The sequence below is a fragment of the Desmonostoc muscorum LEGE 12446 genome (genome assembly GCF_015207005.2).
GTDB lineage: Bacteria > Cyanobacteriota > Cyanobacteriia > Cyanobacteriales > Nostocaceae > Nostoc > Nostoc muscorum.
Genome location: NZ_JADEXS020000001.1, coordinates 8404056 through 8425459, shown reverse-complemented (window position 1 = coordinate 8425459; position 21404 = coordinate 8404056). Strand labels below are relative to the sequence as shown.

General features: G+C 40.5%; 23 protein-coding genes and 2 pseudogenes. 16 read left to right on the top strand and 9 right to left on the bottom strand.

All coding sequences use genetic code 11. From position 1 onward, the window contains the following. Positions 1 to 154: 154 nt before the first annotated feature. The 3 genes and pseudogenes from IQ276_RS34575 to IQ276_RS34565 all read right to left on the bottom strand — a co-directional run. A pseudogene (locus IQ276_RS34575) lies at positions 155 to 535 on the bottom strand (IS1634 family transposase); the annotation flags it as partial. Between the two features lie 294 nt (positions 536 to 829). Further along, a pseudogene (locus IQ276_RS34570) lies at positions 830 to 1078 on the bottom strand (LAGLIDADG family homing endonuclease); the annotation flags it as partial. A gap of 18 nt (positions 1079 to 1096) precedes the next feature. Next, positions 1097 to 1777, bottom strand: a complete 681-nt coding sequence (locus tag IQ276_RS34565; protein ID WP_235116234.1) for a helix-turn-helix domain-containing protein — start codon at positions 1775 to 1777, stop codon at positions 1097 to 1099. 43 nt (positions 1778 to 1820) lie between these two features. Between IQ276_RS34565 and IQ276_RS34560 the strand changes: the two genes are divergently transcribed. The 5 genes from IQ276_RS34560 to IQ276_RS34540 all read left to right on the top strand — a co-directional run bounded on the left by IQ276_RS34560 (position 1821) and on the right by IQ276_RS34540 (position 6758). Further along, entirely contained in the window at positions 1821 to 2246 is a 426-nt protein-coding gene (locus IQ276_RS34560; RefSeq protein ID WP_193919067.1) for an AAC(3)-I family aminoglycoside N-acetyltransferase, read from the top strand. 128 nt (positions 2247 to 2374) lie between these two features. Then, a complete protein-coding gene (locus tag IQ276_RS34555; RefSeq protein ID WP_228043208.1) occupies positions 2375 to 2914 on the top strand; it encodes a GNAT family N-acetyltransferase in 540 nt (179 codons plus the stop codon). A 527-nt stretch (positions 2915 to 3441) separates the two neighbouring features. Further along, positions 3442 to 3813: a plasmid mobilization protein gene (locus IQ276_RS34550; RefSeq protein WP_228043207.1), complete on the top strand. Its 372-nt coding sequence runs from the start codon at positions 3442 to 3444 to the stop codon at positions 3811 to 3813. Continuing rightward, the gene (locus tag IQ276_RS34545; RefSeq protein ID WP_193919065.1) at positions 3810 to 5312 is read left to right on the top strand and encodes a relaxase/mobilization nuclease domain-containing protein; all 1503 of its coding nucleotides are present in this window, start codon (positions 3810 to 3812) and stop codon (positions 5310 to 5312) included. The genes IQ276_RS34550 and IQ276_RS34545 overlap by 4 nt, the downstream gene beginning before the upstream one ends. A 90-nt stretch (positions 5313 to 5402) precedes the next feature. Beyond that, complete coding sequence (locus IQ276_RS34540) at positions 5403 to 6758, top strand: hypothetical protein (protein WP_235116233.1); 1356 nt, start codon at positions 5403 to 5405, stop codon at positions 6756 to 6758. A gap of 166 nt (positions 6759 to 6924) precedes the next feature. Here the strand turns inward: IQ276_RS34540 and IQ276_RS34535 are convergent, their stop codons facing one another. Both IQ276_RS34535 and IQ276_RS34530 read right to left on the bottom strand, forming a co-directional pair. After that, the gene (locus IQ276_RS34535) at positions 6925 to 7548 is read right to left on the bottom strand and encodes a hypothetical protein (RefSeq protein ID WP_094353307.1); all 624 of its coding nucleotides are present in this window, start codon (positions 7546 to 7548) and stop codon (positions 6925 to 6927) included. A gap of 55 nt (positions 7549 to 7603) precedes the next feature. Beyond that, positions 7604 to 7855 carry a hypothetical protein gene (locus IQ276_RS34530; protein ID WP_193919061.1) on the bottom strand — a complete coding sequence of 84 codons (252 nt, stop codon included), beginning with the start codon at positions 7853 to 7855 and terminating at the stop codon, positions 7604 to 7606. A 140-nt stretch (positions 7856 to 7995) separates the two neighbouring features. Here IQ276_RS34530 and IQ276_RS34525 point away from each other — a divergent pair, with 140 nt between their 5' ends. Both IQ276_RS34525 and IQ276_RS34520 read left to right on the top strand, forming a co-directional pair. Continuing rightward, complete coding sequence (locus IQ276_RS34525; RefSeq protein ID WP_094343079.1) at positions 7996 to 8187, top strand: hypothetical protein; 192 nt, start codon at positions 7996 to 7998, stop codon at positions 8185 to 8187. Between the two features lie 2 nt (positions 8188 to 8189). Continuing rightward, positions 8190 to 8768: a siphovirus Gp157 family protein gene (locus IQ276_RS34520; protein ID WP_235116232.1), complete on the top strand. Its 579-nt coding sequence runs from the start codon at positions 8190 to 8192 to the stop codon at positions 8766 to 8768. A gap of 510 nt (positions 8769 to 9278) precedes the next feature. Here IQ276_RS34520 and IQ276_RS34515 read toward each other — a convergent pair. The 3 genes from IQ276_RS34515 to IQ276_RS34505 all read right to left on the bottom strand — a co-directional run bounded on the left by IQ276_RS34515 (position 9279) and on the right by IQ276_RS34505 (position 14196). Beyond that, complete coding sequence (locus IQ276_RS34515; protein ID WP_235116231.1) at positions 9279 to 12827, bottom strand: nSTAND1 domain-containing NTPase; 3549 nt, start codon at positions 12825 to 12827, stop codon at positions 9279 to 9281. Between the two features lie 35 nt (positions 12828 to 12862). Continuing rightward, a complete protein-coding gene (locus tag IQ276_RS34510) occupies positions 12863 to 13258 on the bottom strand; it encodes a Het-E N-terminal domain-containing protein (protein ID WP_193918750.1) in 396 nt (131 codons plus the stop codon). Positions 13259 to 13632: 374 nt separating this feature from the next. Next, a complete protein-coding gene (locus IQ276_RS34505) occupies positions 13633 to 14196 on the bottom strand; it encodes a Uma2 family endonuclease (protein WP_193918752.1) in 564 nt (187 codons plus the stop codon). 123 nt (positions 14197 to 14319) lie between these two features. On the opposite strand from IQ276_RS34505, the gene IQ276_RS34500 reads away from it, so the two are divergent. The 8 genes from IQ276_RS34500 to IQ276_RS34465 all read left to right on the top strand — a co-directional run bounded on the left by IQ276_RS34500 (position 14320) and on the right by IQ276_RS34465 (position 20330). Continuing rightward, positions 14320 to 14964, top strand: a complete 645-nt coding sequence (locus IQ276_RS34500; RefSeq protein ID WP_235116230.1) for a hypothetical protein — start codon at positions 14320 to 14322, stop codon at positions 14962 to 14964. A 5-nt stretch (positions 14965 to 14969) separates the two neighbouring features. Beyond that, positions 14970 to 15173, top strand: a complete 204-nt coding sequence (locus IQ276_RS34495) for a hypothetical protein (protein WP_235116229.1) — start codon at positions 14970 to 14972, stop codon at positions 15171 to 15173. 56 nt (positions 15174 to 15229) lie between these two features. Continuing rightward, on the top strand, positions 15230 to 15403 hold the full coding sequence (locus IQ276_RS34490) for a hypothetical protein (protein WP_235116228.1): 174 nt from the start codon (positions 15230 to 15232) through the stop codon (positions 15401 to 15403). A 143-nt stretch (positions 15404 to 15546) separates the two neighbouring features. Then, a complete protein-coding gene (locus IQ276_RS34485) occupies positions 15547 to 16371 on the top strand; it encodes a hypothetical protein (RefSeq protein ID WP_235116227.1) in 825 nt (274 codons plus the stop codon). After that, a complete protein-coding gene (locus IQ276_RS34480; RefSeq protein ID WP_193918760.1) occupies positions 16344 to 17102 on the top strand; it encodes a hypothetical protein in 759 nt (252 codons plus the stop codon). Before IQ276_RS34485 ends, IQ276_RS34480 begins: the two co-directional genes overlap by 28 nt. Further along, complete coding sequence (locus IQ276_RS34475; RefSeq protein ID WP_235116226.1) at positions 17086 to 17778, top strand: hypothetical protein; 693 nt, start codon at positions 17086 to 17088, stop codon at positions 17776 to 17778. The genes IQ276_RS34480 and IQ276_RS34475 overlap by 17 nt, the downstream gene beginning before the upstream one ends. Then, a complete protein-coding gene (locus IQ276_RS34470) occupies positions 17769 to 18713 on the top strand; it encodes a ThiF family adenylyltransferase (protein ID WP_235116225.1) in 945 nt (314 codons plus the stop codon). The genes IQ276_RS34475 and IQ276_RS34470 overlap by 10 nt, the downstream gene beginning before the upstream one ends. A 474-nt stretch (positions 18714 to 19187) precedes the next feature. Continuing rightward, positions 19188 to 20330 carry a hybrid sensor histidine kinase/response regulator gene (locus IQ276_RS34465; RefSeq protein ID WP_235116224.1) on the top strand — a complete coding sequence of 381 codons (1143 nt, stop codon included), beginning with the start codon at positions 19188 to 19190 and terminating at the stop codon, positions 20328 to 20330. A gap of 129 nt (positions 20331 to 20459) precedes the next feature. Here IQ276_RS34465 and IQ276_RS34460 read toward each other — a convergent pair whose 3' ends face one another. Continuing rightward, positions 20460 to 20786 carry a hypothetical protein gene (locus tag IQ276_RS34460; protein WP_193920945.1) on the bottom strand — a complete coding sequence of 109 codons (327 nt, stop codon included), beginning with the start codon at positions 20784 to 20786 and terminating at the stop codon, positions 20460 to 20462. Between the two features lie 252 nt (positions 20787 to 21038). On the opposite strand from IQ276_RS34460, the gene IQ276_RS34455 reads away from it, so the two are divergent. After that, on the top strand, positions 21039 to 21404 hold the full coding sequence (locus IQ276_RS34455; RefSeq protein WP_228043346.1) for a hypothetical protein: 366 nt from the start codon (positions 21039 to 21041) through the stop codon (positions 21402 to 21404).

Here is a 21404-nt window from a genome sequence, read left to right as displayed (position 1 = left end):
AATTATTTATGTTTTCTCGATAGATAAAAACTTATGATTGTTACGAAAATATTTGTATTTAGCTTATGAGATGTCGATTAAAAACCATTATAATTTCTAACTATTAATTTTTATTAATAGTCTCTATCACAAATAAGTTTTCGATATAGTCTGATTACAATTTATAATAGTAGTGACAATTCTCTGGCAGAAAATTCAGAATATATTCTCTTTCTGAAGTCAAATTTGATATTGATATTTCATTATCAACTTTCACTAAATGTATGGATTGAAAACATTGAAATATCCATCGCATAGTTGGGTTATTTACAGATTTACCAAGCTGATTTTTAATAGTAGATTCCGATGCTGATAAAGCTTTTCTTATTTGTCTTTGAGCTAAAGTATAGACTAATAGGCATAATCCCATTATCATAGCCATAGCTTCAATTCTTTCTGGAGATTTCAGAAAAATACTATCTGCAAAAAATAAGGGGTCTTTGAGAAATCCAAATCCTCTTTCACAGCTTTGCTGCGCCTTATATTCAGAAAGCATAAGAACAGAGTAAACAACATCTGTTCAAATTTTCATATTTTATGTACCTAAAAATCTATTTACTCTTCCGTCAGGTTAGTTCTGACCATTTCTCGACCAACTAATCATAAGTAATCATCATTTATACTATGTCTGCTGGTTAGATAATTGTGTATCAATAAGTATCAAAAAATATAAGTATTTCCGCGATCGCTCTTTGGAGAAAAACTTTTTGGTTTACTGCTAATTATTCTTATTAAGTTTTAAAATACTACTCCTCGTTATAGTTCATAAGTACTATTTAGTGAAAATTAGTTAAGTACTAATGAACTTGTGACAGTTAGGGTGCGGAATGTGGGCTTTAACTGAAGATAGTGCTTTTTTTTTGCCAAAAATACCAATTTCGTCAATGAAAATTTTCAGAGATTTGGCATCAGTAATATCCAATTGCCAAGCAATTCGACGATGATCTTTATATTTAACATATCGTTTTTTCAAAGCAGCTATTATACCAAACCGCAATAGAAGATGTTGTACTTGTCGTGCCAGTTTTTCATTAACTGTTGCATATCCTAGCTGTGACTACCCGCTTTTAAGAACTGTTGCCCATCCATCAGTAGCAAAGAGACGATTTAAAAACAGTGCTACTTGTTCTCGCTTCAATTGAAAGACTATTGATGGAACAACTTTGCTATGAGATGTTTTACCATTCAGCCCTAATTCTTGTAACCACAGAGAAAGTAAATTTTTAGCGTTTTTAGTAATTGCTAAAATTCCATACGGGGCAATTTCTTCTGGTTCTACAACTAGAGTTTGACATAATTTTACAAAAGTTGTTTGATTAGGAACACAATTACCCTGTACCCATTGACTCACCAAAGCAGGTGTAACATTGATTGCTTTAGCTAACTCTTTCTGAGTCCAAATAGTATTAGCTGATGATTTCATGAAAGAAGCTAGACACTCAGCAAAAATTTTTCTTTGTGCTGTAGTAAATTCTAAATTTCTCGAAACGCAGTACCTAATTGCTCTTTTTTCTAGAGAGTCCATTTGCACTTTGACAAAGGGACTAAATCCTAAAACCGCTTCAACAAAATCTGTCCCAATAGCAGGATTGTTGTTAGCAAACTGAACCATGTTTGTGGCAGATAGACATCCATCTCCGATAAGATAACCCAGTAATTTCACCTCACAAGCACGAAGAGTTTCTTCTCCAAAAATATCGAGTTGACGCGGCACTGCGATCTGATCACCACACTTCAAATTAGCTAAAGGTTTCCAGCCATTAATAGTGAAATTGACACTTATGGAGGACTTATTGATTACCTTCGGTGAGGCTTTCGATGAAGTTGATACCTATAGCTCGTCTCGTCCAAGTAATGCCTATCTCAAGCGTTTGTTAAACAGCGATTATTTCATTGCGCTTGCAGCATTAAAAAATGGATCAGTAGTCGGAGGTATCGCCGCTTACGAACTCCAGAAGTTTGAGCAGGAGCGTAGTGAAATTTATATTTACGATTTGGCTGTTGCAGCAGCGCATCGACGTGAAGGAATTGCCACTGCATTAATCCAGGAATTAAAGAAGATCGCTGTAGCGCGAGCAGCTTATGTTATTTTCGTCCAGGCGGACATCGGGGATGACCCTGCGATTGCACTCTACACAAAGCTTGGGGTACGCGAAGATGTGCTTCATTTCGATATTGCTGTTCCGGTCGGCGATGAAAATGCATAACAACCGGAATGCACCGGAACTTTGGAGTATACTAGCTAGTAGCTGGATTTGTAGGAGTCCGGCGAGCGCGAACGTTAGCTAGCAGGTGTTGAGCGCATCTCAATTAAGCAAAAAGGAGAAGGATTCTCTTGTTTTCAGAGAATTTTCTACCCCAAGCAACTGAACGGCTGATTCTCCGTCGGTTTATTGATCTGGATCTGGAACGATTTCTTGCTTACCGCCAAGACCCTCAAGTAGCTCGATTCCAAAGTTGGTCAATGCTCTCTGAGGCTGAAGCAAAACTCTTTATCAACGAAATGCAGACAGCAGGAATCGGGATACCAGGCGAATGGTTTCAAATTGCGATCGCACACAAGCAATCCAACTTACTCCTTGGTGACATCGGGATGCAGATTTATGCTGAAAATCCAACAATCGTGGAAATTGGTTTTACTTTGAGTCCTGATGCGCAAGGTAAAGGATATGCTAAAGAAGCTGTTCAAGCTCTAATTGATTCACTGTTTGAGCTTGAAGCTATCAACAAGATTGTTGGTATAACTGATATGCGAAATAAACCATCCATCAATTTGCTTAGACGTTTAGGAATGAACCTAGTGCGATCAGAAGAGGTGGAATTTAAGGGTGAATTATGTATTGAGCAAACTTTTGAATTAGGCAGAAAAGATTGATTACTCGCTCAAAAAATTCCGATGAATAATGAGAAATTAGAACAATATTGGCAGTCATATATAGCAGAACTTCCGAATATTTCATCTGGGTTTTTTAGTTAGGAGGCGCATCAATTTGGTGATTCTTCTGCTTTGGTAGATGAACTCGGAGCCTTAATTGTAAAGGGAGTTAAAACTGCATATTTAGCCATAAATCAGCGTTTTACCAAAAATATCATGTCTGCTTGAACACTTACGTTAAAAATAACGCTGATATTCTCAAAATAAAGACCGTGGAAACTTTGATATCATAACTAACTACCCAGATACGACATAACACATAATTTTGTCTTTGTCAATTTATATTAGTGAACTGACGCTTTAGAAGTGATGGTGCAAGAGAGCGATCGCCTATAGCACTCTCGCACAGTAATGGAAGTGCGTAGCGATCGCACTAAATTTGTTGTAGTTGCTTTCGCATTACAAACTCAAAAATAGACAGTTGGTTGATGACTACTCGTAACAATACTGTCAAACTGAAAAAACCAATGACTAATGCACTGATAATGCAAAAGCGCTCATTAAGGATAGATATTAGATTGACTCCAAAAGAATATGAAAAAGCACAGCAGATGGCATCTGAAAACAATCTCACAATCAGTGAATTGTTTCGTGCCAAGACTCTGAAAAATAGATTGCCCAGGCGTGTCACCAAAGTAGCAGGCCAAACTTACTGGGAGTTGGGGAAAATAGGTAACAACCTCAATCAAATAGCTAAAGCAATCAATACTTCAGCACTCATGGGAGAACCTGTGGTCGTAGATAGAGCATTGTTGTCACAGGTAAGAGATTTGGTGAAACAGGTGCGGCGAGAGATTGCTGAAATTGATTTAATCACTGATTTACAAGATGAAGCATGATTGGCAAGCACATCAAAGGTAAAAGTTTTCGGGGACTGCTAAACTACCTCTTTGGCAAAGATGGAGCAAGACAAATCGGTGGGAATATGGAAGGAACAAACCCACGCGAACTAGCAGCTGAATTTGGTATATCTCGAAGATTAAACCCGAAGGTGAACAGGGCTGTTTATCACGCTTCTCTGAGTTTGGCCCATAAAGAGAGTTTAGATGATGATACTTGGGATGAAATCGCCCAAAAGTATCTGCAAGCAATGGGTTTTGATATGAACCAATATGTCGTAGTGCGGCATACTGACCGGACTCATGAACACATACATATTGCTGCCAGTCGCATTCAATTAGATGGCACTACAGTTTCTGATAGCTGGGACGATCGCAGAAGTGAAGCGGTAATTCGCAAGTTGGAGCAGGAATACAATTTGCAATCGGTGCAACCAAGTTGGGAAAAAGATAAGCACAGTCCAACTACAGGTGAACGTAGGCAACTTGCCATAACTGGAGAGGAAAGCGTTAGAGTGAGACTCCAGCGATCGCTCGACCAAGCAACCCACGACCATCCCACTATGCCAGAGTTAATAGAGCGATCGCAACAACAAGGTATTAATGTCCGTGTTGGTTATACTCGCACAGGCATTGTCAAAGGCATTAGTTACCAACTTGATGGTGTGGCTTTTAGTGGTACGCATCTGGGTAAAGCATATACCTTTCCTGGTTTACAAAAGCATCGAGGTGTAAACTACAGTCCCAAGCGGGATGACAAACGCATCCAGAAACTTATGGATCAAGCTGTCGAAAATCTCACACCAGCAGTGCCTTCAAAACAGGATGACAAACGTATCCAGAAACTCATGGAGCAAACTGTTGAAAATACCACGCCAGTTACTCAAACAAACTCCTTGCCTACACGAGAACCAACAAACTGGGAGCAAATACGCCTAAACTTAAGCCAGCAGTACAATTTACCCAATTCTCTGCTCACAGAATTGTATGAAAAGGGTTGGCTCTATGCAAGTCAAACAGGTCAAGCAATATTTGTGGAACGCACGCTCGATGATCTTCCAACTCTTGCCAAGCAGCTAGAACCAACAGGTAACTTCACCGCCATTACTCTCAACTCTGAACCGACAAAAAAAGGTAGTTTTTGGATTGCTACAGATGCCACAGTAGAAAGAGCAGTATTGGTGAGTGACCCGATTGAAGTTCTCTCTGCCATTGCCTTAGAATCAACCATTGACAAAAAACAGCGCAAACCTACGTTGTATTGGAGTGTAGATGATAGCGAGCAATTACCTTTAGAACTTTTGCGATCGCTTGATACAGTAGTCATCGCTTTTAAAGATAATGAGAAAGTTGAGGACTTGATAGCTAAGATACTGGCTGAACTACCTCAAGCCAAACAAGTTTCTCCAGGTAAAGCAGACTGTAACGGGATGCTAACCCTGAGCAAACTGCAACCCAACCAAAGTCGAATAGCAGAGTCTCAAGGTTGGGAACTTTAATATTAGTAACCAAAGTTAGGCTTTAACTGAGATTTTGTAAACAAGAGCGCGATTGCGCCACTGGGAAATGAACCTTTAGGCGTAACTGCCATGTCCTTCAATCCCAGACAAACAACCATTAAATTTCTTAGACAAATAGGCTTTACCACCGGAACCAAAATTTGGCTCAGGATTTCCTGGGACTTGCCCACAGAAATGATACCTGAAAACTGGAATAACTACTGTCGCAATGGTCAATTTGTCTACTCCCACTACATTCTCTGCGGTAAAATCACCCAGCAAGGATTTCAACTCTACTGCTGTACTTACGGAGGTCGAGACAAACAAGGCAACACCTGCTGGCGACTGACACCTAAACGCTATGCTGATGGTTGGGCATTGGCATTTAAAATGTCATATCTTGGTGCTACAGTCAGCTTTTACCCCAACCAACCAGACAAGGGAATCAGCAATCACCACGTTAGTCAATGCCAATGTTTATTCTACGAAATTGATGATTTGGCATTGAGTGAGCAGCGACAAGCTGTAGTTCGGCTAAAGGATGAAATCAACTTGGAACCTGCCGCCGTAGTTTACACAGGTGGGAAATCCCTGCACGTTTACTTTAAATGCAGCCATTTCTTGAATCCTGCTGAATGGCTGTATCTCAATCGCCAACTGACGATTATCCAAAACGCAGATCCAGCCATTTGCAACTTAGCTCGTTCCATGAGACTGCCAGGTATGCTTCGCAGACGGGTGGTGGATGGAATATTGAGTGCAACCATCCCCATTACCCTAGAGCATTGGTCAAACTGTCAGTACAACGTGGAAGAGCTAGAAACCGCATTTGATTCTACAGCCTTATTTCCCTACGAACTTTCTGAGCAACGTTGGCGCAAGTGGGTGCAGCTTCTCACAAGAGCGAAAAATGGAGAAGTTATTGACCCACAAGCAGCGTTACTGCAACATTCTATTACTGCACCTCGCTCAACCTTGCATTGCCGACGAGGGACAGTAACACAGGCTACAACCAGAGATAATCGCTCATCTCTTAAACAACTACGCGCTAGCGGAGTGTCTGTTCCTTTGTCTATTTGTTTAACTTTGAGCGATCGCACTTTACTAACTTATGGCGAATCTGAGGGAAACAGAAACAATTCTGGCTACAAATTAGCTCGTAATCTACTAGGTACATCTAATTTACTCACTAGACACAAAATCGCTTATCATCCTGAACCACGCCAACTATTTGACCGATATGGCGATCGCTGTACACCTCCACTTGAACCAACTGAGGCGGATACAATTTGGCACAGTGCGAATAAAACAATAGCCTTTGCCAGTCGGGACTTTGGCTCAATTGTCATGAGCATTCGTAAATGGAAGTCACACCGCAAATCAAAAAAACAATGTGTAAAAAAACCAAAAAGATTAGTTAACGCGAGGTTGACAAAATCGATGTAATACCCTCCCAATTCTTTACCCATAATTTACCGTGTACACATATCTTTGTACAGGATTAAAACGGTGTGAGGCAACTCTCAAAGACTTGTGTTGTGTACACGGAAGCCCTATTCTGGGGAGACTATATGACTATTAAAGATGAGTATTGAAGGTACTATCTCTAGTTTTATTTTCCCATTTTTGGTAAATAAGACTGACGATAATTGTTCTTAGCCATCAGCCTAGCCTCACGCTTTGTCCACTGTTTTTGTAAAGGAACATCAGCCAATCTTTGCAATAATATGAATACGCTATCATCTCCAGTCAACCGAGCGATGATTTGAGCGATCGCCTTACAACAACTCCAAGGATGACGCACCACCTGAACTTCTGCAAATCTCACCACACCCCAATTGCGCTCCAAGAAAAAACGGTTACGGATTTTATCGTCATCAACATCAATGCAGTGGTGAGGTTTACCTGTATCTCCAGCATAAGGTTCATCAATCTCAATATCGAGAGCTAACCCAGAAAACCGATGGTAAAGGATAAAATCAGCCGAGTAACGTCGAGACGAACCAGGAATTTCAAATTCCACCGCTTGACAGATAAGATTCTCTAGAAAAGCACACAGTAAATGGCGAAAAAATTGCTTTTCACTGACACCTTGCTTGGCCGTACCATTTCCATTTGGTAATTGAACGCATCCTTGAAACGAAGCTTTCAAATGCTCCTGACTTGTAGAATCTTTAGTGTATAAACGTCTCACTAGTGGTGGATAAAGAATAATTGGATAGTACCCAGTAAACATAACCACACGTTTGTTAAACTTTTAGCAATCAAGAAGAACAACATCAAGACAATAACTAGAATTTATCTAATCTAATATCCTTCCAAATATCAGAAACTTGCCATCCCGTCTTACCAAGAGAAAGGACTATAGGATTATCATGCGCTGGAATATAGTTAGCTTCCTTATTACTTCCACCTATTTGTGGCTGTTCTTCAAGCATTGGTTCTTGCATATTAATAACGTCAATTTGAAAATTATGTTCTTGTGTTTCCTCGATGATTTTTGTTTCTTGGAGTAGCTTTTCCGATTTTTTGATGAGTTTCATATCTATTTGTAGTTTTAACGCTTGACATTGACAAAATAACAATAATCTGAAATTAAGTTAATTCCTAAAAATTTGGGAGAATACCAACACAGATAGGTGCGCTATCGCGCCAACATTGATGGTGTTAAACAACCAAAGCAATGCAACAATTAACAGCAATTTTCACTAAAGTTAAAGCGCAATTGGTTACTCCTCCCATTTCAAATCTTCACCCTACACAAAAAGTCACTTCCAATTTATCTTTCAATACTAATTTAGATTCAGGCACTATAGCTATCTTAGAACAGATTGAAGCTGAATATGAATACTACCAGGTTTGTGAGGAGTGGTAATCATGAATTTAGCACTCGCTCAACAATCCTTAGCAGGACTTTCCCAAACTGCTGCTCATCTCTGGGAACAGCTAACTAATTGCCAGAGTCCTGAAGAAGAAGCTGCTATCATCACCGCTATTTGGGAAACTCAGGAAGTTCAGGAAGAAGTTGTTGATATCCAAGCAGAATTAGCATTGCAACTGGATGCTGAAATAACGGCTATTAAGCAACGACTAGAACATCTAAAAGTTGTACATCAATCAGCACTATTAAGACTAGAACGCTGGCGACAAAAATTAGATGAAACTATTTTAGAACAAACCGCCGCAGGAATTCTACCTGAGCAAATGATTGGTAATTCACTTCGCATCACAATTCAAGAAAATCCGCCAAGTTGTGAGGTGCTGATAGATGCAGAACAATTGTCTCCAAAATACCGCAGAGAAAAGACTGTTTACTCAGCAGACAAGAAAGCTATTATTGCTGCTTGGAAGAAAGGTATTCCTGTAGATGGCACTCACATCATACGTAAGCGCCGAGTTATCTATGCTTTGACAGCAACAGCAATTCATGACTTCAAAGACTCTCTTTTAACTTAACAATAGCTTTAACTAATTTATCAGCCAACAGCAGGAATTTTACTGTTTTGTTGGCTGCTGCTTATACGTCAACCAAAAAGTTTTCTCCGAAGAGCGATCACTAAAAAAATAGTAGCTTTTGCTACTTCTAAATACGTAATTCACTAACCAGCAGATATAGTATGCATTAAGATGCCTTCTGATTGGCTAATCGATAAATTATCAATACCAACCCGATGCAATATAAATGCTTTCGACTACTTGATATTTACGTTCAATTGCTTGAGATAAAAAGGCCAACATCCGTTTGAGTGCGAAAACCGTGTGATAAATCCATTGCCAACAAAAACGTCGTCCATGATCCAGTTACCACAATACAATTCTTGGTCAATCAACATCAGGAACTTTTGACTGTGCTTGAGGCTCAAGCTCTGACATACCAATTAAACAGCTAGGGATTCTCATCAGTAATGGGTTTCAGCCTATCTCCTCTTGGTGAACACTTCGCTAGGTTCTGCCACCACTACTACTTTACTTTTGAGTACCAATGCCGTCGCATAAGTGCCTGTCGCTTTCGCTGACATTAGGATTATTCTGTAAATAACCGCGTAACCAATCACAACTGCGCTCCATTAAAGAGTCTAAGTCTAAATCCCAGAGTTTAATCGTGTTGTCTGCACTACCAGAAGCCAAGGTCTTGCCGTCAGGGCTAAAACTAACGCTATTGACAGAGTTATTATGGCCCCGGAGGATGCGGATTTCCTCTCCTGTTTCTACATTCCACAGTTTGATCCACCTGTCATCACCACCGGAAGCTAAAATCTTGCTGTCCGGGCTAAAACTGATGCTTCTAACAGGGCTATGATACCCCTGGAGGATGCAGATGTTCGCTCCTGTCTCTACATTCCACAGTTTGATCGTCTTGTCATCACTACCAGAAGCCAAAGTCTTGCCGTCTGGGCTAAAACTGACGCTCCTGACACATTGATAATGCCCCTTAAGGGTGCTGTTTTCCTCTCCCGTCTCTACATTCCACAGTTTGATCGTGCCTTCATGATTTCCAGAGGCCAAAGTCTTACCGTCTGGGCTAAAATTGACGCTAATGACAGGTCTTTCACGCACCCGCAAGGAGCGGATTTCCTTGGCTGTCTCTACATTCCAGAGTTTTATCGTCATGTCTTGAGCGCTAGTTGCTAAAGTCTTGCCGTCAGGGCTAAAACTGATGCTCGTGATATAGCCATTATGCCCCAGGAGTTCATAGATTTCCTCTCTTGTATCTACATTCCAGAGTTTGATCGTCGTGTCATAACTACCGGAAGCTAAAATCTGCCCATCGGGGCTAAAACTTACACTTGTGATATAGCCATTATGCCCCAGGAGTTCATAGATTTCCTCTCTTGTATCTACATTCCAGAGTTTGATCGTCGTGTCATAACTACCGGAAGCTAAAATCTGCCCATCGGGGCTAAAACTGATGCTATTGACAGAGCCATAATGCCCTGTTACATTCCAAAGTCTGATTGTCTTGTCCGAACTACCAGAAGCCAAAGTCTTGCCATCGGGGCTAAAACTGACGCTATTGACATGGAATTGATGCCCCTCAATGGTGCGGATTTCCTTTCCTGTCTCTACATTCCAGAGTTTGATCGTCTTGTCTCCACTACCGGAAGCCAAAATCTTGCCGTCAGGGCTAAAACTGACGCTATTGACATCGTAATTATGCCCATCGAGGGTGCGGATTTCCTCTCCTGTCTCTACATTCCAGAATTTGATCGTTTTGTCCTTACTACCGGAAGCCAAAGTCTTGCCGTCGGGGCTAAAACTAATGCTATTGACAGAGCCATAATGCCCCTCGATGCTGCGGATTTCCTTTCCTGTCTCTACATTCCAAAATTTGATCGTTGTGTCTGTACTACCGGAAGCCAAAGTCTTGCCGTCGGGGCTAAAACTAAAGCTATAGGTACTGATGCTATAGATGAAGTTGATATCGTCATTATTCCCCTGAAGGGTGTGGATTTCCTCTCCTGTCTCTACATTCCAGAGTTTGATCGTCTTGTCTCCACTACCAGAAGCCAAAGTCTTGCCATCGGGGCTAAAACTCACGCTGTTGACATCGTAATTATGCCCATCGAGGGTGCGGATTTCCTCTCCTGTCTCTACATTCCAGAATTTGATCGTTTTGTCCTCACCACCAGAAGCCAAAGTCTTGCCATCGGGGCTAAAACTAATGCTATTGGCAGAGGTATAATGCGTCTTGATGGTGCGAATTTCTTCTCCTGTCTCTACATTCCAAAGTTTGATTGTCTTGTCTGCACTACCGGAAGCCAAAGTCTTGCCATCGGGACTAAAACTAATGCTATTGATGCTATCATGCCCTTCCAAGCGGTTACGTTCACTTCCCTTAACAAGAACTTTATGCAAGGCATCTATTACTTTTCCGTCAGTTGCCTTGTGTTTCTGTAAAATTTTTCCTGCCTTAATTGCTTCAACAAAAGCTTCTAATTCGTGATGTGTATCAAATAGAGACAACGAATAACGACCGAGAGAATTTGCTAAACTAAGTTCGGTGCTAACTTCGCGCTGCTTTCTTTCTGCTTCAATTGCTTGGACTTGATTCTGATATTTAATACTAGCCTTAATAAATTCTGTCGTTAGAGCATCCAAATTAGGAAGCGATTGCTCTTTTGCAAGGTTTATAATTTTTGTTAACTTAGGAACATTCAAAATTAATGCATTAATGGCTTTTAGTGGATCTTGCTTGCGTAGTTCATCCCACTCCTTTGCATCTGTTACTAAACGCCGCCGAAGCAGAAGAATGTCCTCTTTCTCCTTAAATAAAGCATCTAATATATCCCAGGATCTCAATAATTCCTCATGGGCAACTTGAACTATTGGTCTTTTATCGCTTTCATCTGTTCCCCGAACTAGCAAACGCTTCTCAATAAGAATATTAACTACCTTTTCTTGAACTCCTCCATCCTGAAATGTTTTTAATTGAACAGGTTTGCTGACTCGTTTTTCATCAACAATATCCACCAACTCTAGAAAAATTTTCTGAGCAACTTTTTGTTCATCTGGATTTAACTTCTTGTAAATTATGTTTGCTTGTTTTTGCAATGCACCTCCAACACCACCAAAGTCTTTATCTTGATAGGTACTAAGATTCAAAACTTGATCAGTTAAACCATCTAATTCTTTATCCCTTTGCCAGAGTAAATCTAGAGTATATTGCAACAGAGGCAAAGAACCAGCTTGCCCCAAAAAATCATCAATAATTATTTCAACTAAATTCCCTTCAAAAATGACATGATTCCTGGCCGCAGGTTCAGCAATGGCCAAACGCAATTCATTTCGCGTCATATCTTTAATAATGCGAATATGCTTTTCTAAAGCAGTCGCTAATTCTGGATAAGGACTTAAGCTTCCCAAAAAATCGGAACGCATTGTCATCACTAAATGAATTGAAGAATTTTTCTGTTCAATTAGCCGCAACAAACACTTGATAAATAATTCTTGCTTGTCTGGAGGAGTTAGTGTAAAAAGCTCTTCAAATTGATCAATAAAAATAAGTTGCTCTTCATAATCTTGATTAATACCATCGACTAATCGAACTAAAATATCTTCAGTTGATTCTGATGTCAAATCACCAACAATATGGCGATATTCATTAGGAATGTTTCGATCAAGAGATTTAAACGGGTCTTCTGTTGGATCAAATATCAGATGAGAAAATTTAGAAGTCCCCCATTTATCCTCAAAATGTGGGATTAATCCAGCCAAAATTAAGGATGATTTACCACTACCAGATACGCCCATTAATAGTAGTAACTTATTTTGTTCTAAATAGTTACTCAAACTAAGAATTTGACCGTCTCTGCCAAAAAATTTATCCTTATCTTTCCCTTTAAATTTTGTTAATCCCACATAAGGAGATCCAGGAATTAAGGGTTGACTTCTAATTTCAACCCCAGATTTTTGCGTAACGATATACTGATTGATGGTTCCGCCACTAATATCCCCTTGGATACCTTTGAAATCACCGCCAATTTCCGCGTAATAACTTGAAGTATTATCGCTCATATTAAAGGTTTTCTACACTAAAAATGTTTTGGTAATTAACTAATAATTTGGTCAATTTTTCCACCACTAATATGCTCTGCTACTATTCCTTTAACACCACCCGTAATATTAAATTTACCTGCTTTAAACTCTTCAGGTTTTTCCTGTTTCAGTAACTCCTGCGCTATCCTAATAATTTCCTCATCCTTATCAAGTTTATCAAGCCCTGATTCTACTAACTCATCTTCCAAAAGAGCTTTCGTCTTTTCTGGTTTCTGTTCAAATTTATCTAAAATTGTTGATGAATCCGCTTTTCCTTGCTCTGCAAACTTCTTCTTAATCAACGTTTTCAAACCCTGATAGGCATCTTTAACGGCTGTTCCTGCGGTATCCTTAGCAGCAGCGATCGCACCAGCACCTAAAGCAGCAATAATCAAAGAGATAGGGTCCATAGTTAATCCTCAACAATTTGTAACAGGGAAAATACTTCTTTTGAATGTTTAGATTATCACACAATCTACAGTATCAGCAAACCAAAAAGTTTTTCCCAAAGAGCGATCCCTGCGGTGGTAACAGAGCTTGTCGAAGTGTATGCTACGCCTACGCTAATCAAGCTTACGTAGTAAAAAGTAGTATATAATACTTATTCTGTAAACAGTGCTTCTACTCTTGTAATCCGGGGGTTGCAGGCGTTAGATATTCCATTCCTTATGTCTACTATCAAGACGGGCAGACAGGGAGGAATTAAACCTATAAAAACCAAGTATGTTGAAAGGTAACTGAATTCAGCCTACTTCCTAAAATAAATAGTGTTTCATCTGTTTCTCTAACTGCTCATTTTTAGCCAACCAAACACAGTCGCAACAGTTAACTCCAAGTCTATCCCGGCTAACACTGGCAAACGCTCATCACCCTGCAAAAGTTCTGGTTGTTGATTTGGACGGAAGACCAAAATAGAACGATCTTCTGGGTCTATTAACCAACCTAATTGGCAACCATGATCTAAACAATAGAGAATATTGCCTGTGACTCGATTTGAACTTTGTTCGGGAGAAAGAATTTCAATTGTCCAGTCTGGAGGAAGCAGAAAATCGTTGGGTGCTTCCCCATCAGCAGCAAAGGGAATACGCGACCAGTTGAAAACCGCTACATCAGGTACTATTGAACGGATACCAAAACTACAGCGCAGTTCTGGAAAGGCATAAGCAATATGAAGGCTTTCGGCAACATCGTTGATACTGTTGCACAGCCTTAACTGTAATCGGCTATGCTTCCCTTTTGGCATTGGTTTTTGAATAATCTCACCATTAATGTAAACGCTTGCAGGCTTTGTTTCTGGTAGCTTGAGAAACTCCTCCAGAGTCAGGGATTGGGTAATTACCGTAGACATGGCTCAGTCGAGAAAAGCAAAGGGAATATGTTTTAGTCTAGCAGTACCTACTCTCAAAAACAGTTTCTACTTCTGGCTACCGCCACAACCGCTTGCACACCACTTAACAAGGCCAAAAAAGCTATGACTACAAAATGGCTAACACCAGAACAGGCCATTGTCAAAGCCAACCTCACTGTTACATCTGAAACCTTAAAATCTTACATTTCAGAACAACAGGGAAAAACCACTGCTGAAGAACAATTCCAAGCTTTAGGATTGCTATTTGACAGGGAACGCTTGCGTGCAGGTAAACCTAACTTCTTGCAACTTTTAGAACCAGTAAATGATGAGAATAGCTACGCCGAAGATGAAATCGACTCTCATCAGTTAGATGACGATGACATAGAAACATCTGCTACCAACAAGGTAAATCAACTAGAACCATTTATTTTTGAGCAATGCAAAGTTCAAATTGTCATCACTTTACTACCTACACAACAAACAGGAGATAGACCTGTAATGATTGCTGCCAGCAGTCACGGTGATTTCCCTGTAGTTACTATGCTCAAACAAGAAGAACTCGGTGATTTTCCACCTGCAATTGTTCAACTACTGGACGAACTGAAAGCCGATTTTCCTAATCGCCAAATTCGCCGGAATATAACCCAGACTAAAGCTGTCAAAACCAATAAACCGCCCACTGCCCAGACTCCAATTCGCAATCAAACTACTAGCTCAGATACTACTAAACCAGTCAGTAATACTACGCAAATTTCACTGTTTTAAATGCCATGACTACTACAAATACCAACAAATTACTTGTTATCTACGAAGGTCAACAACACTGGATTCCAGAAGCGATCGCCTTTGACGACCAATTACTACGCGATGCCTTCCTCTTTGCGCTGAACTGGCAAACGCAGACATTGAGCGGAAACCAGGAGAACCCATTCACATCATCAAGAAGCCCGGTAAAAAAGGTACTTCTTCTCTAGATTGCCTGATAGTCGCTCCTGAACAAATCAACCCCGCAGTCCAAATGTGCTACCAAATGCGTCAACGTCAGGTCATCACTGGAATTGACTGGCAAAATGCAGGACAGCTATCAGTCCAAATTGAAGAGGCGATCGCAGCTGGGACAGAATTTTCTCAGTCACTCAACCAAACCCTAAAATCCCTAACAGCCTGCACTCCCATATCTAGCGTTATCCCTGAAGGTTTTTGAGTGCTGATAAAAGGAGTTGGAAATTGACTTGAGGGGTAAATTATTGTCCAAATTACAGCAGTTTGCATTTTGACTAAAGTAGACCCCACACCTACCTCTGTCTCTTTGTTCTTCAATTCACATAATAACGAGTTGTACAAAATATGTCTCACCTCGTACCCCTCAGTATGGCAGAGGCAATCTATAGTCTTTATCAGTGCCAATTTACCTTAGATGCTACAGAATCACTCGATTATCTGGAAACCCAACTCAACATTTACTCCTTACTAGCACTGTATCAGCAATACTTCCCTACCGAATGGAAAGCCAGCCAAGCCACTATTTACCCACCTACAGATGTAAATTGCCATAGTCCCAGAGAACTAGAATTCATTGTACTGATTTACACTCATCTATTTCCGTTATCTCACTGGACTGTAGAAACAGCCTACGAACAAAGATTGCATAGCATTCCTATTACCCCAATGGGTATTGACTGGACAATGGATGGAGAAATTGAACATCTCAAAGATGGTTGGCAACTACTTTTAGCTTTTAGCCATGACAGTCGCCGTTGGCTCGATGACATACACCCAGAAGGTAGCGATTGGTTTGATAGTGAATTTGCAATTTATGAAATTACCTACACTGACATCGACCACCCAGACAAAATTGACCACAAAAAACTGAAACGCCAGTGTCATCACTTAGATAATCCTTTAAAGTTCCTGCCTTTAACTTTAAAGCTGCTAGACCATGAAACTAAAAACCTTTGGTTGGACGAGTACGCAGACGATTATTACTACCAACCTGGCTGCACCTCTTTACCTTGGTCAAAAGCATCTATTGATTTGCTTACCAGGAAATGGCAGCAAGCCGACCGAATGCTGAACTGTGCAGCCAACTTAATTGATTGGCTAGAAGCAGACTTAAAACCTCATGCTCAAATCCTACTAAAATTATGGAAACAAGCATTGAAACCACGTTAATCGACGTTACATCGACACCAATTCTATCCAGCGAAATTCTACGAGCAATTTTGGCAGACCCTCCCCGAAAATCTCCAGTAATTCAAGCAGAATTGCTGTTTTTGGATGGCATTTACATCTTCCATCACCGAGACAAAGAAATTGCCGATGCTCATATCTACAAATGTATCTCACCCGCAGCCCTGAGAATTGCTTTCAGCAATGAACCAATTGATACTGGTTGGATGGAACCAGGAATTGTGCGCTGGGGTACGGGCAGTACAGACACATATTTGGTAAAATTTATCCCACCAGCTACTCATACAATCAATTGCGATGAACTTGGATCTTTAACCGTTCCGCTACCTGCAATGGTGTTTGTGGGCAAGGGATTAAAGTATTGGGTTTGGGCAATTCAAGAACAGGAGTTTACTCCTCAAGCACTAGCCTTTCATGTGCCACTACCCAATGTCTACAGTTCTGGACAGGTGTGTTGGGGAGTGAACGAACCACCTGCTGCTAATGGTCTATCAATTAACCATGCTTGGAATTTGTTTATTTCCAGTATTTTCACCAACCATTTAACAATAAGTAAATCACAAAAATACCGCAAGGATGTTCGCCACCAACTTCTAAAACTGCACAAAAGATGTAGACGTGCAACCTATCCTGTATCTGACCTTGTGCCTATCGGCAATCAAAAAAGTGTCGCTATGCTTGTGCAGGAAATCCTCGATGAACCCATTGCTTGAAGGTATTATTGGTTACAAAATTATCACAACTTCATCTCTGCCAACACACACCAGCAGTGGACTAGAGTACCTTTATGCCGGAAATGGCATCTTTGCTAGAGCCATTCGTCCTGGCATAGAGGTATTAATGCCTATTTGCTTGTGTTACCAAACTATCAAAGGGCTACCTTACCTAACACCTTATCTCAAAGTCACTCCCTTAATTCCCAAACCGCTGCTACTGGAAATGTGGCGGTCGAGTTATCAAGCTGGCAATCAATTTCATGAAATTCTCTTTCACCTCCACTGTACTGATGCAGACTGGGATTTACAAGTCCCAGAGCAAATTCAAACTCCAACTAGCTGCCAACCAACTCATTATGGCAGTGATTCTTCCTACCAGAAAGCGGCTGTAGATATTCATTCTCACGGTTCCTTACCTGCCTTTTTCTCTACCACTGATAATGCTGACGAATCTGGCTTTCGCATCTATGGAGTACTGGGTAGAGTTAATACCCTGAAACCAGAGATTAAATTACGGGTTGGACTGTTTCGCCACTGTTGGGATGTACCTGCTAGAGCAGTGTTTGACATCGACCGAGACTTTTTTATGGTTGATGTCTCACTTTTATCTGGCTGCAAATTTTACAGTACCGATGTACCGCCTATTAACGTGATGGAAAAGCTATGGAGGTGAATTTCACTTTAGCAAATGCCTGTTCCCTCACCGATAACTGTATCAATTTAACCAACTGTACTATGGAGCTAAATCTTGATTTGGCAAATGCTTCTCCTGTCGTGACTGTCAACTACTCGAAGATAGAACTGTGGCTAGTTGGGTGCGGCGGTACTGGTTCTTGGTTGGCTCCTTCTTTGGTTCGGTTAGGCAGAGTTCTTTCTCAGCAAGGTAAACAGGTGAAACTCTACTTTGTTGACCCGGATCGTGTTGAGTCAGCTAATGTTTTACGCCAGTGCTTCTGTGATGCAGAAATCGGATTCAACAAAGCCAAAACATTGGCGCTGCGCTACTCCCTGGCTTGGAAGATGGAAGTTACAGCGATCGCTCAACCTTTCCAACCCGAATGGATTGTCCCCAGTTACAATACCCTGATTGTTGTCACGGCTTGCGTAGATAATGCCAAAGCCAGAGAGTCAATTAGCCAAGTACTTCAGCACAACACTCATCGCGCTGCGCCTCACATTTGGCATTTGGATTGCGGTAACTCCAAGCGTAATGGTCAGGTACTATTAGGTTCTCATCTGTCTACTAACCCCAATGACTATGATTTCGAGGCTTTAGGCTGCTTTCGCTTACCTGCGCCAACTATACAGCAACCCGATCTACTGGTTTCACAACCAGAAGAGTTGGCAGACAACAACTTGTCCTGTGAACAAATGGCCTTGCTCAATAGCCAGTCCTTGAGCATTAACCAGCGAGTTGCTGCGGAAGCATTTGATTATTTATTGCAATTGACGGCGGGGAAACTACGACGATTTGCTACTTATTTCGACTTAGAGAGTGGTAGCGGAAAATCCCTGTATACAACGCAAGTCAGTATTATGCAGGCCAAAGGCTACATATCTCAACTGGCTGTTGAAAAAGCTCCAGTGTTCAAAATGGACATCGTTTAATCTGAAAATTCTCTGAAAAAATCTTCCTAAAGTATAAAAAAATATAAAAGCACTGAAGTTAAACTGAAACCAATACAGTTTATTCTGACTTGTGTCCACATCACACTTAGAGGAGGATGTAGCTTATTTCTAAGCGAGAACCTTGGCTCTTACACATAACATAGCCAGATTAACAATTCGTAATTACGTTATGCATGGGAATTTAGACCTCAATCATAAGGTTGTGACCTGTAGAGATCGGAGACTATAACCAGTTTCTTAATTACCAATTACGTAGCTTGCTACTCGTTAGAGGCGAGTATTACGAATTAGTAATTATATTGACCAATGCCTTGAATTTCAAAAAATTCTGATGAATGTTCATCGCCGTGTAGTGGTCAGCATGGCGGTTGAAATAACACTTTTCCCAACGAAATTTAGCTTGACTACTCTATTTCTCTACTCGGAAGGGATTAGGTTTATTAAAGGCGTTTTATGAAGAACACTTTATCTTGGAATATAACTTCAGAACAAAGAAACCAAAGAATTCTGCTGGTGGATGACTCAGCTGACAGCCTCCGCTTGCTGCAAGTCACTTTAAAGCTGAAGGGATACAACGTGATCATAGCCGACAGTGGTGCTGAAGCATTGGTAAAAATTGCCGAATCTCCTCCTGATTTGGTACTGCTTGATGTAGTGATGCCGGATATGGATGGCTATGAAGTTACCCGACAAATTAAGCACAACTCAAACTTACCTTTTATCCCAATTTTGCTGGTGACAGGTTCTGAAAAATCAAGTGTCGTTAAAGGTTTAGATGCAGGTGCAGATGAATTTATTCGCAAGCCTGTAGATAAGAAGGAATTACTGGCCAGGGTGCGGGCTTTGTTGAGACTGAAACACAGTATGGACGAACAACTATTCCTCATTCAGCGACGGGAAGATTTTGTAACCCGCCTCACTCACGACCTGCGAACTCCGTTGATAGCTGCTGACCAATTCCTAAAGTTGCTGCAAAGAGGTGTTTTTGGCAATACCTTATCAGCAATGCGTGAATCTTTAGAACAAATGGCTCAGAGTAACCAAACTTTGTTGTCAATGGTCGATACCTTGTTAGAAGTTTACCAGTATGAAGCTGGAGGCAAAACGTTGGATTTCTTTGTGGTTGACCTGTGGGAATTATGTCAGCAGGTAGTGCAAGAACTAATGCCTTTGGCCGATGTTAAACATTTAACTCTCAAAGCTGTCTTGACAAAGGGTACTGAAGCTTCTTTAGTTAGAGTTAAAGGCGATCGCCTGGAACTACGCCGACTTATCACTAACTTAGTTGGTAATGCCATTCGCTTCAGCGATGCTGGGTCAGTAGAAGTTCGCCTCAATTCCACTGTTCAAGGGGTAACGATTGAAGTAGAGGATACAGGTATTGGCATGAATCCAGAAGAACAATTACTCTTATTTGATCGCTTTCGACAGGGGAAGCATCAACGCCGGGGGAACGGTTTAGGATTATATTTATCCCGTCAAATTGTTGAAGCCCATCAGGGAAATATTTCTGTTTCATCGACTGTTGGAAAAGGCAGTATCTTCACAGTTTATTTACCTGTGCAAACAGCTTATTCAGAAATGTTATCAGCATAAAAAATTTGGAAAATTGAGCTTAATAATTTGTACCTAAATAACCTACCTACTTCATCAAAAAAACTGATAATCAAGGTTTTCAGTTATTCAAAAAGGTAACTTATTAATGCGTGCCTCTTAAGGGAAGTTTTACCAAGATTCATCTGGTTCAGGTGGACGCCAACCACGAGTAGTTGAACTTTCATCACTTAGTCTATCAATTGCCCCAGGATCGCTATTGAGAAATTCATTTAAATCTTCATATCCACTTGGATAATAAAAACCTGATGTAGGTTTGATAGGATTTTCCTTAATTATTATGCTTTCACCAGGTTTGAGATGAGCATATTCGGGGTAATGCTCATCTTGGGATATATCATCAGAAGGAGTGATCAACTCATCTCCTGGCGAATCTGGGTCATCGTCATAAAGCATTACTAATAAACCATCTTCTAGCCGTTGAATTCTTTTATTCATAAAATTTAGTGGTAGCTTCAAAATTGTGTAGTTTGAGTAACACAGGGGAAAAATGATAATACGATTAAAAGCACTGTTCAGCTATTTAACTTTCTTGGAAGTCTGCTAGCAGAGCTAATACCGTATAAAATACCGTCTGTCATGAAATCAGTAAATTATCCACTTGGATGATTTTATTGAGTGTAATTTCGTGCCAAGGTGAATATTGGAGTCTCATGCTTGCTAGATAAGCTATCTAATAGATGATTGGTAATGGATTTAACCACTAGAGTCTTAGAAGGTTCTGGTTTGAGCATACCTATCTTTGATGGGTCGTATAACAATGGTAAAGGGAGATATTTATCTGAACCAGAAATCATTAAAAATTCTCTGCTCGAACAGATGTTTGAAGCAGAAGATTTACAATCTCTACTACTGGTTAAAATTGACAGTAAAAATCCAGATGCCAACCATTTAAGACAAAGAACCTTTCAGGATGGAATCCGACGCAAGTTAGCTTTCAGTTCTGGCAATAGTTATTACTTTGCTGATGGTTCACTGCATAAAAAAATTAGACGCTTATTCGCTACAGAACCGGATACTGCCTGTCGCTATGGTTCTTTACTAGTTAGCAATTAG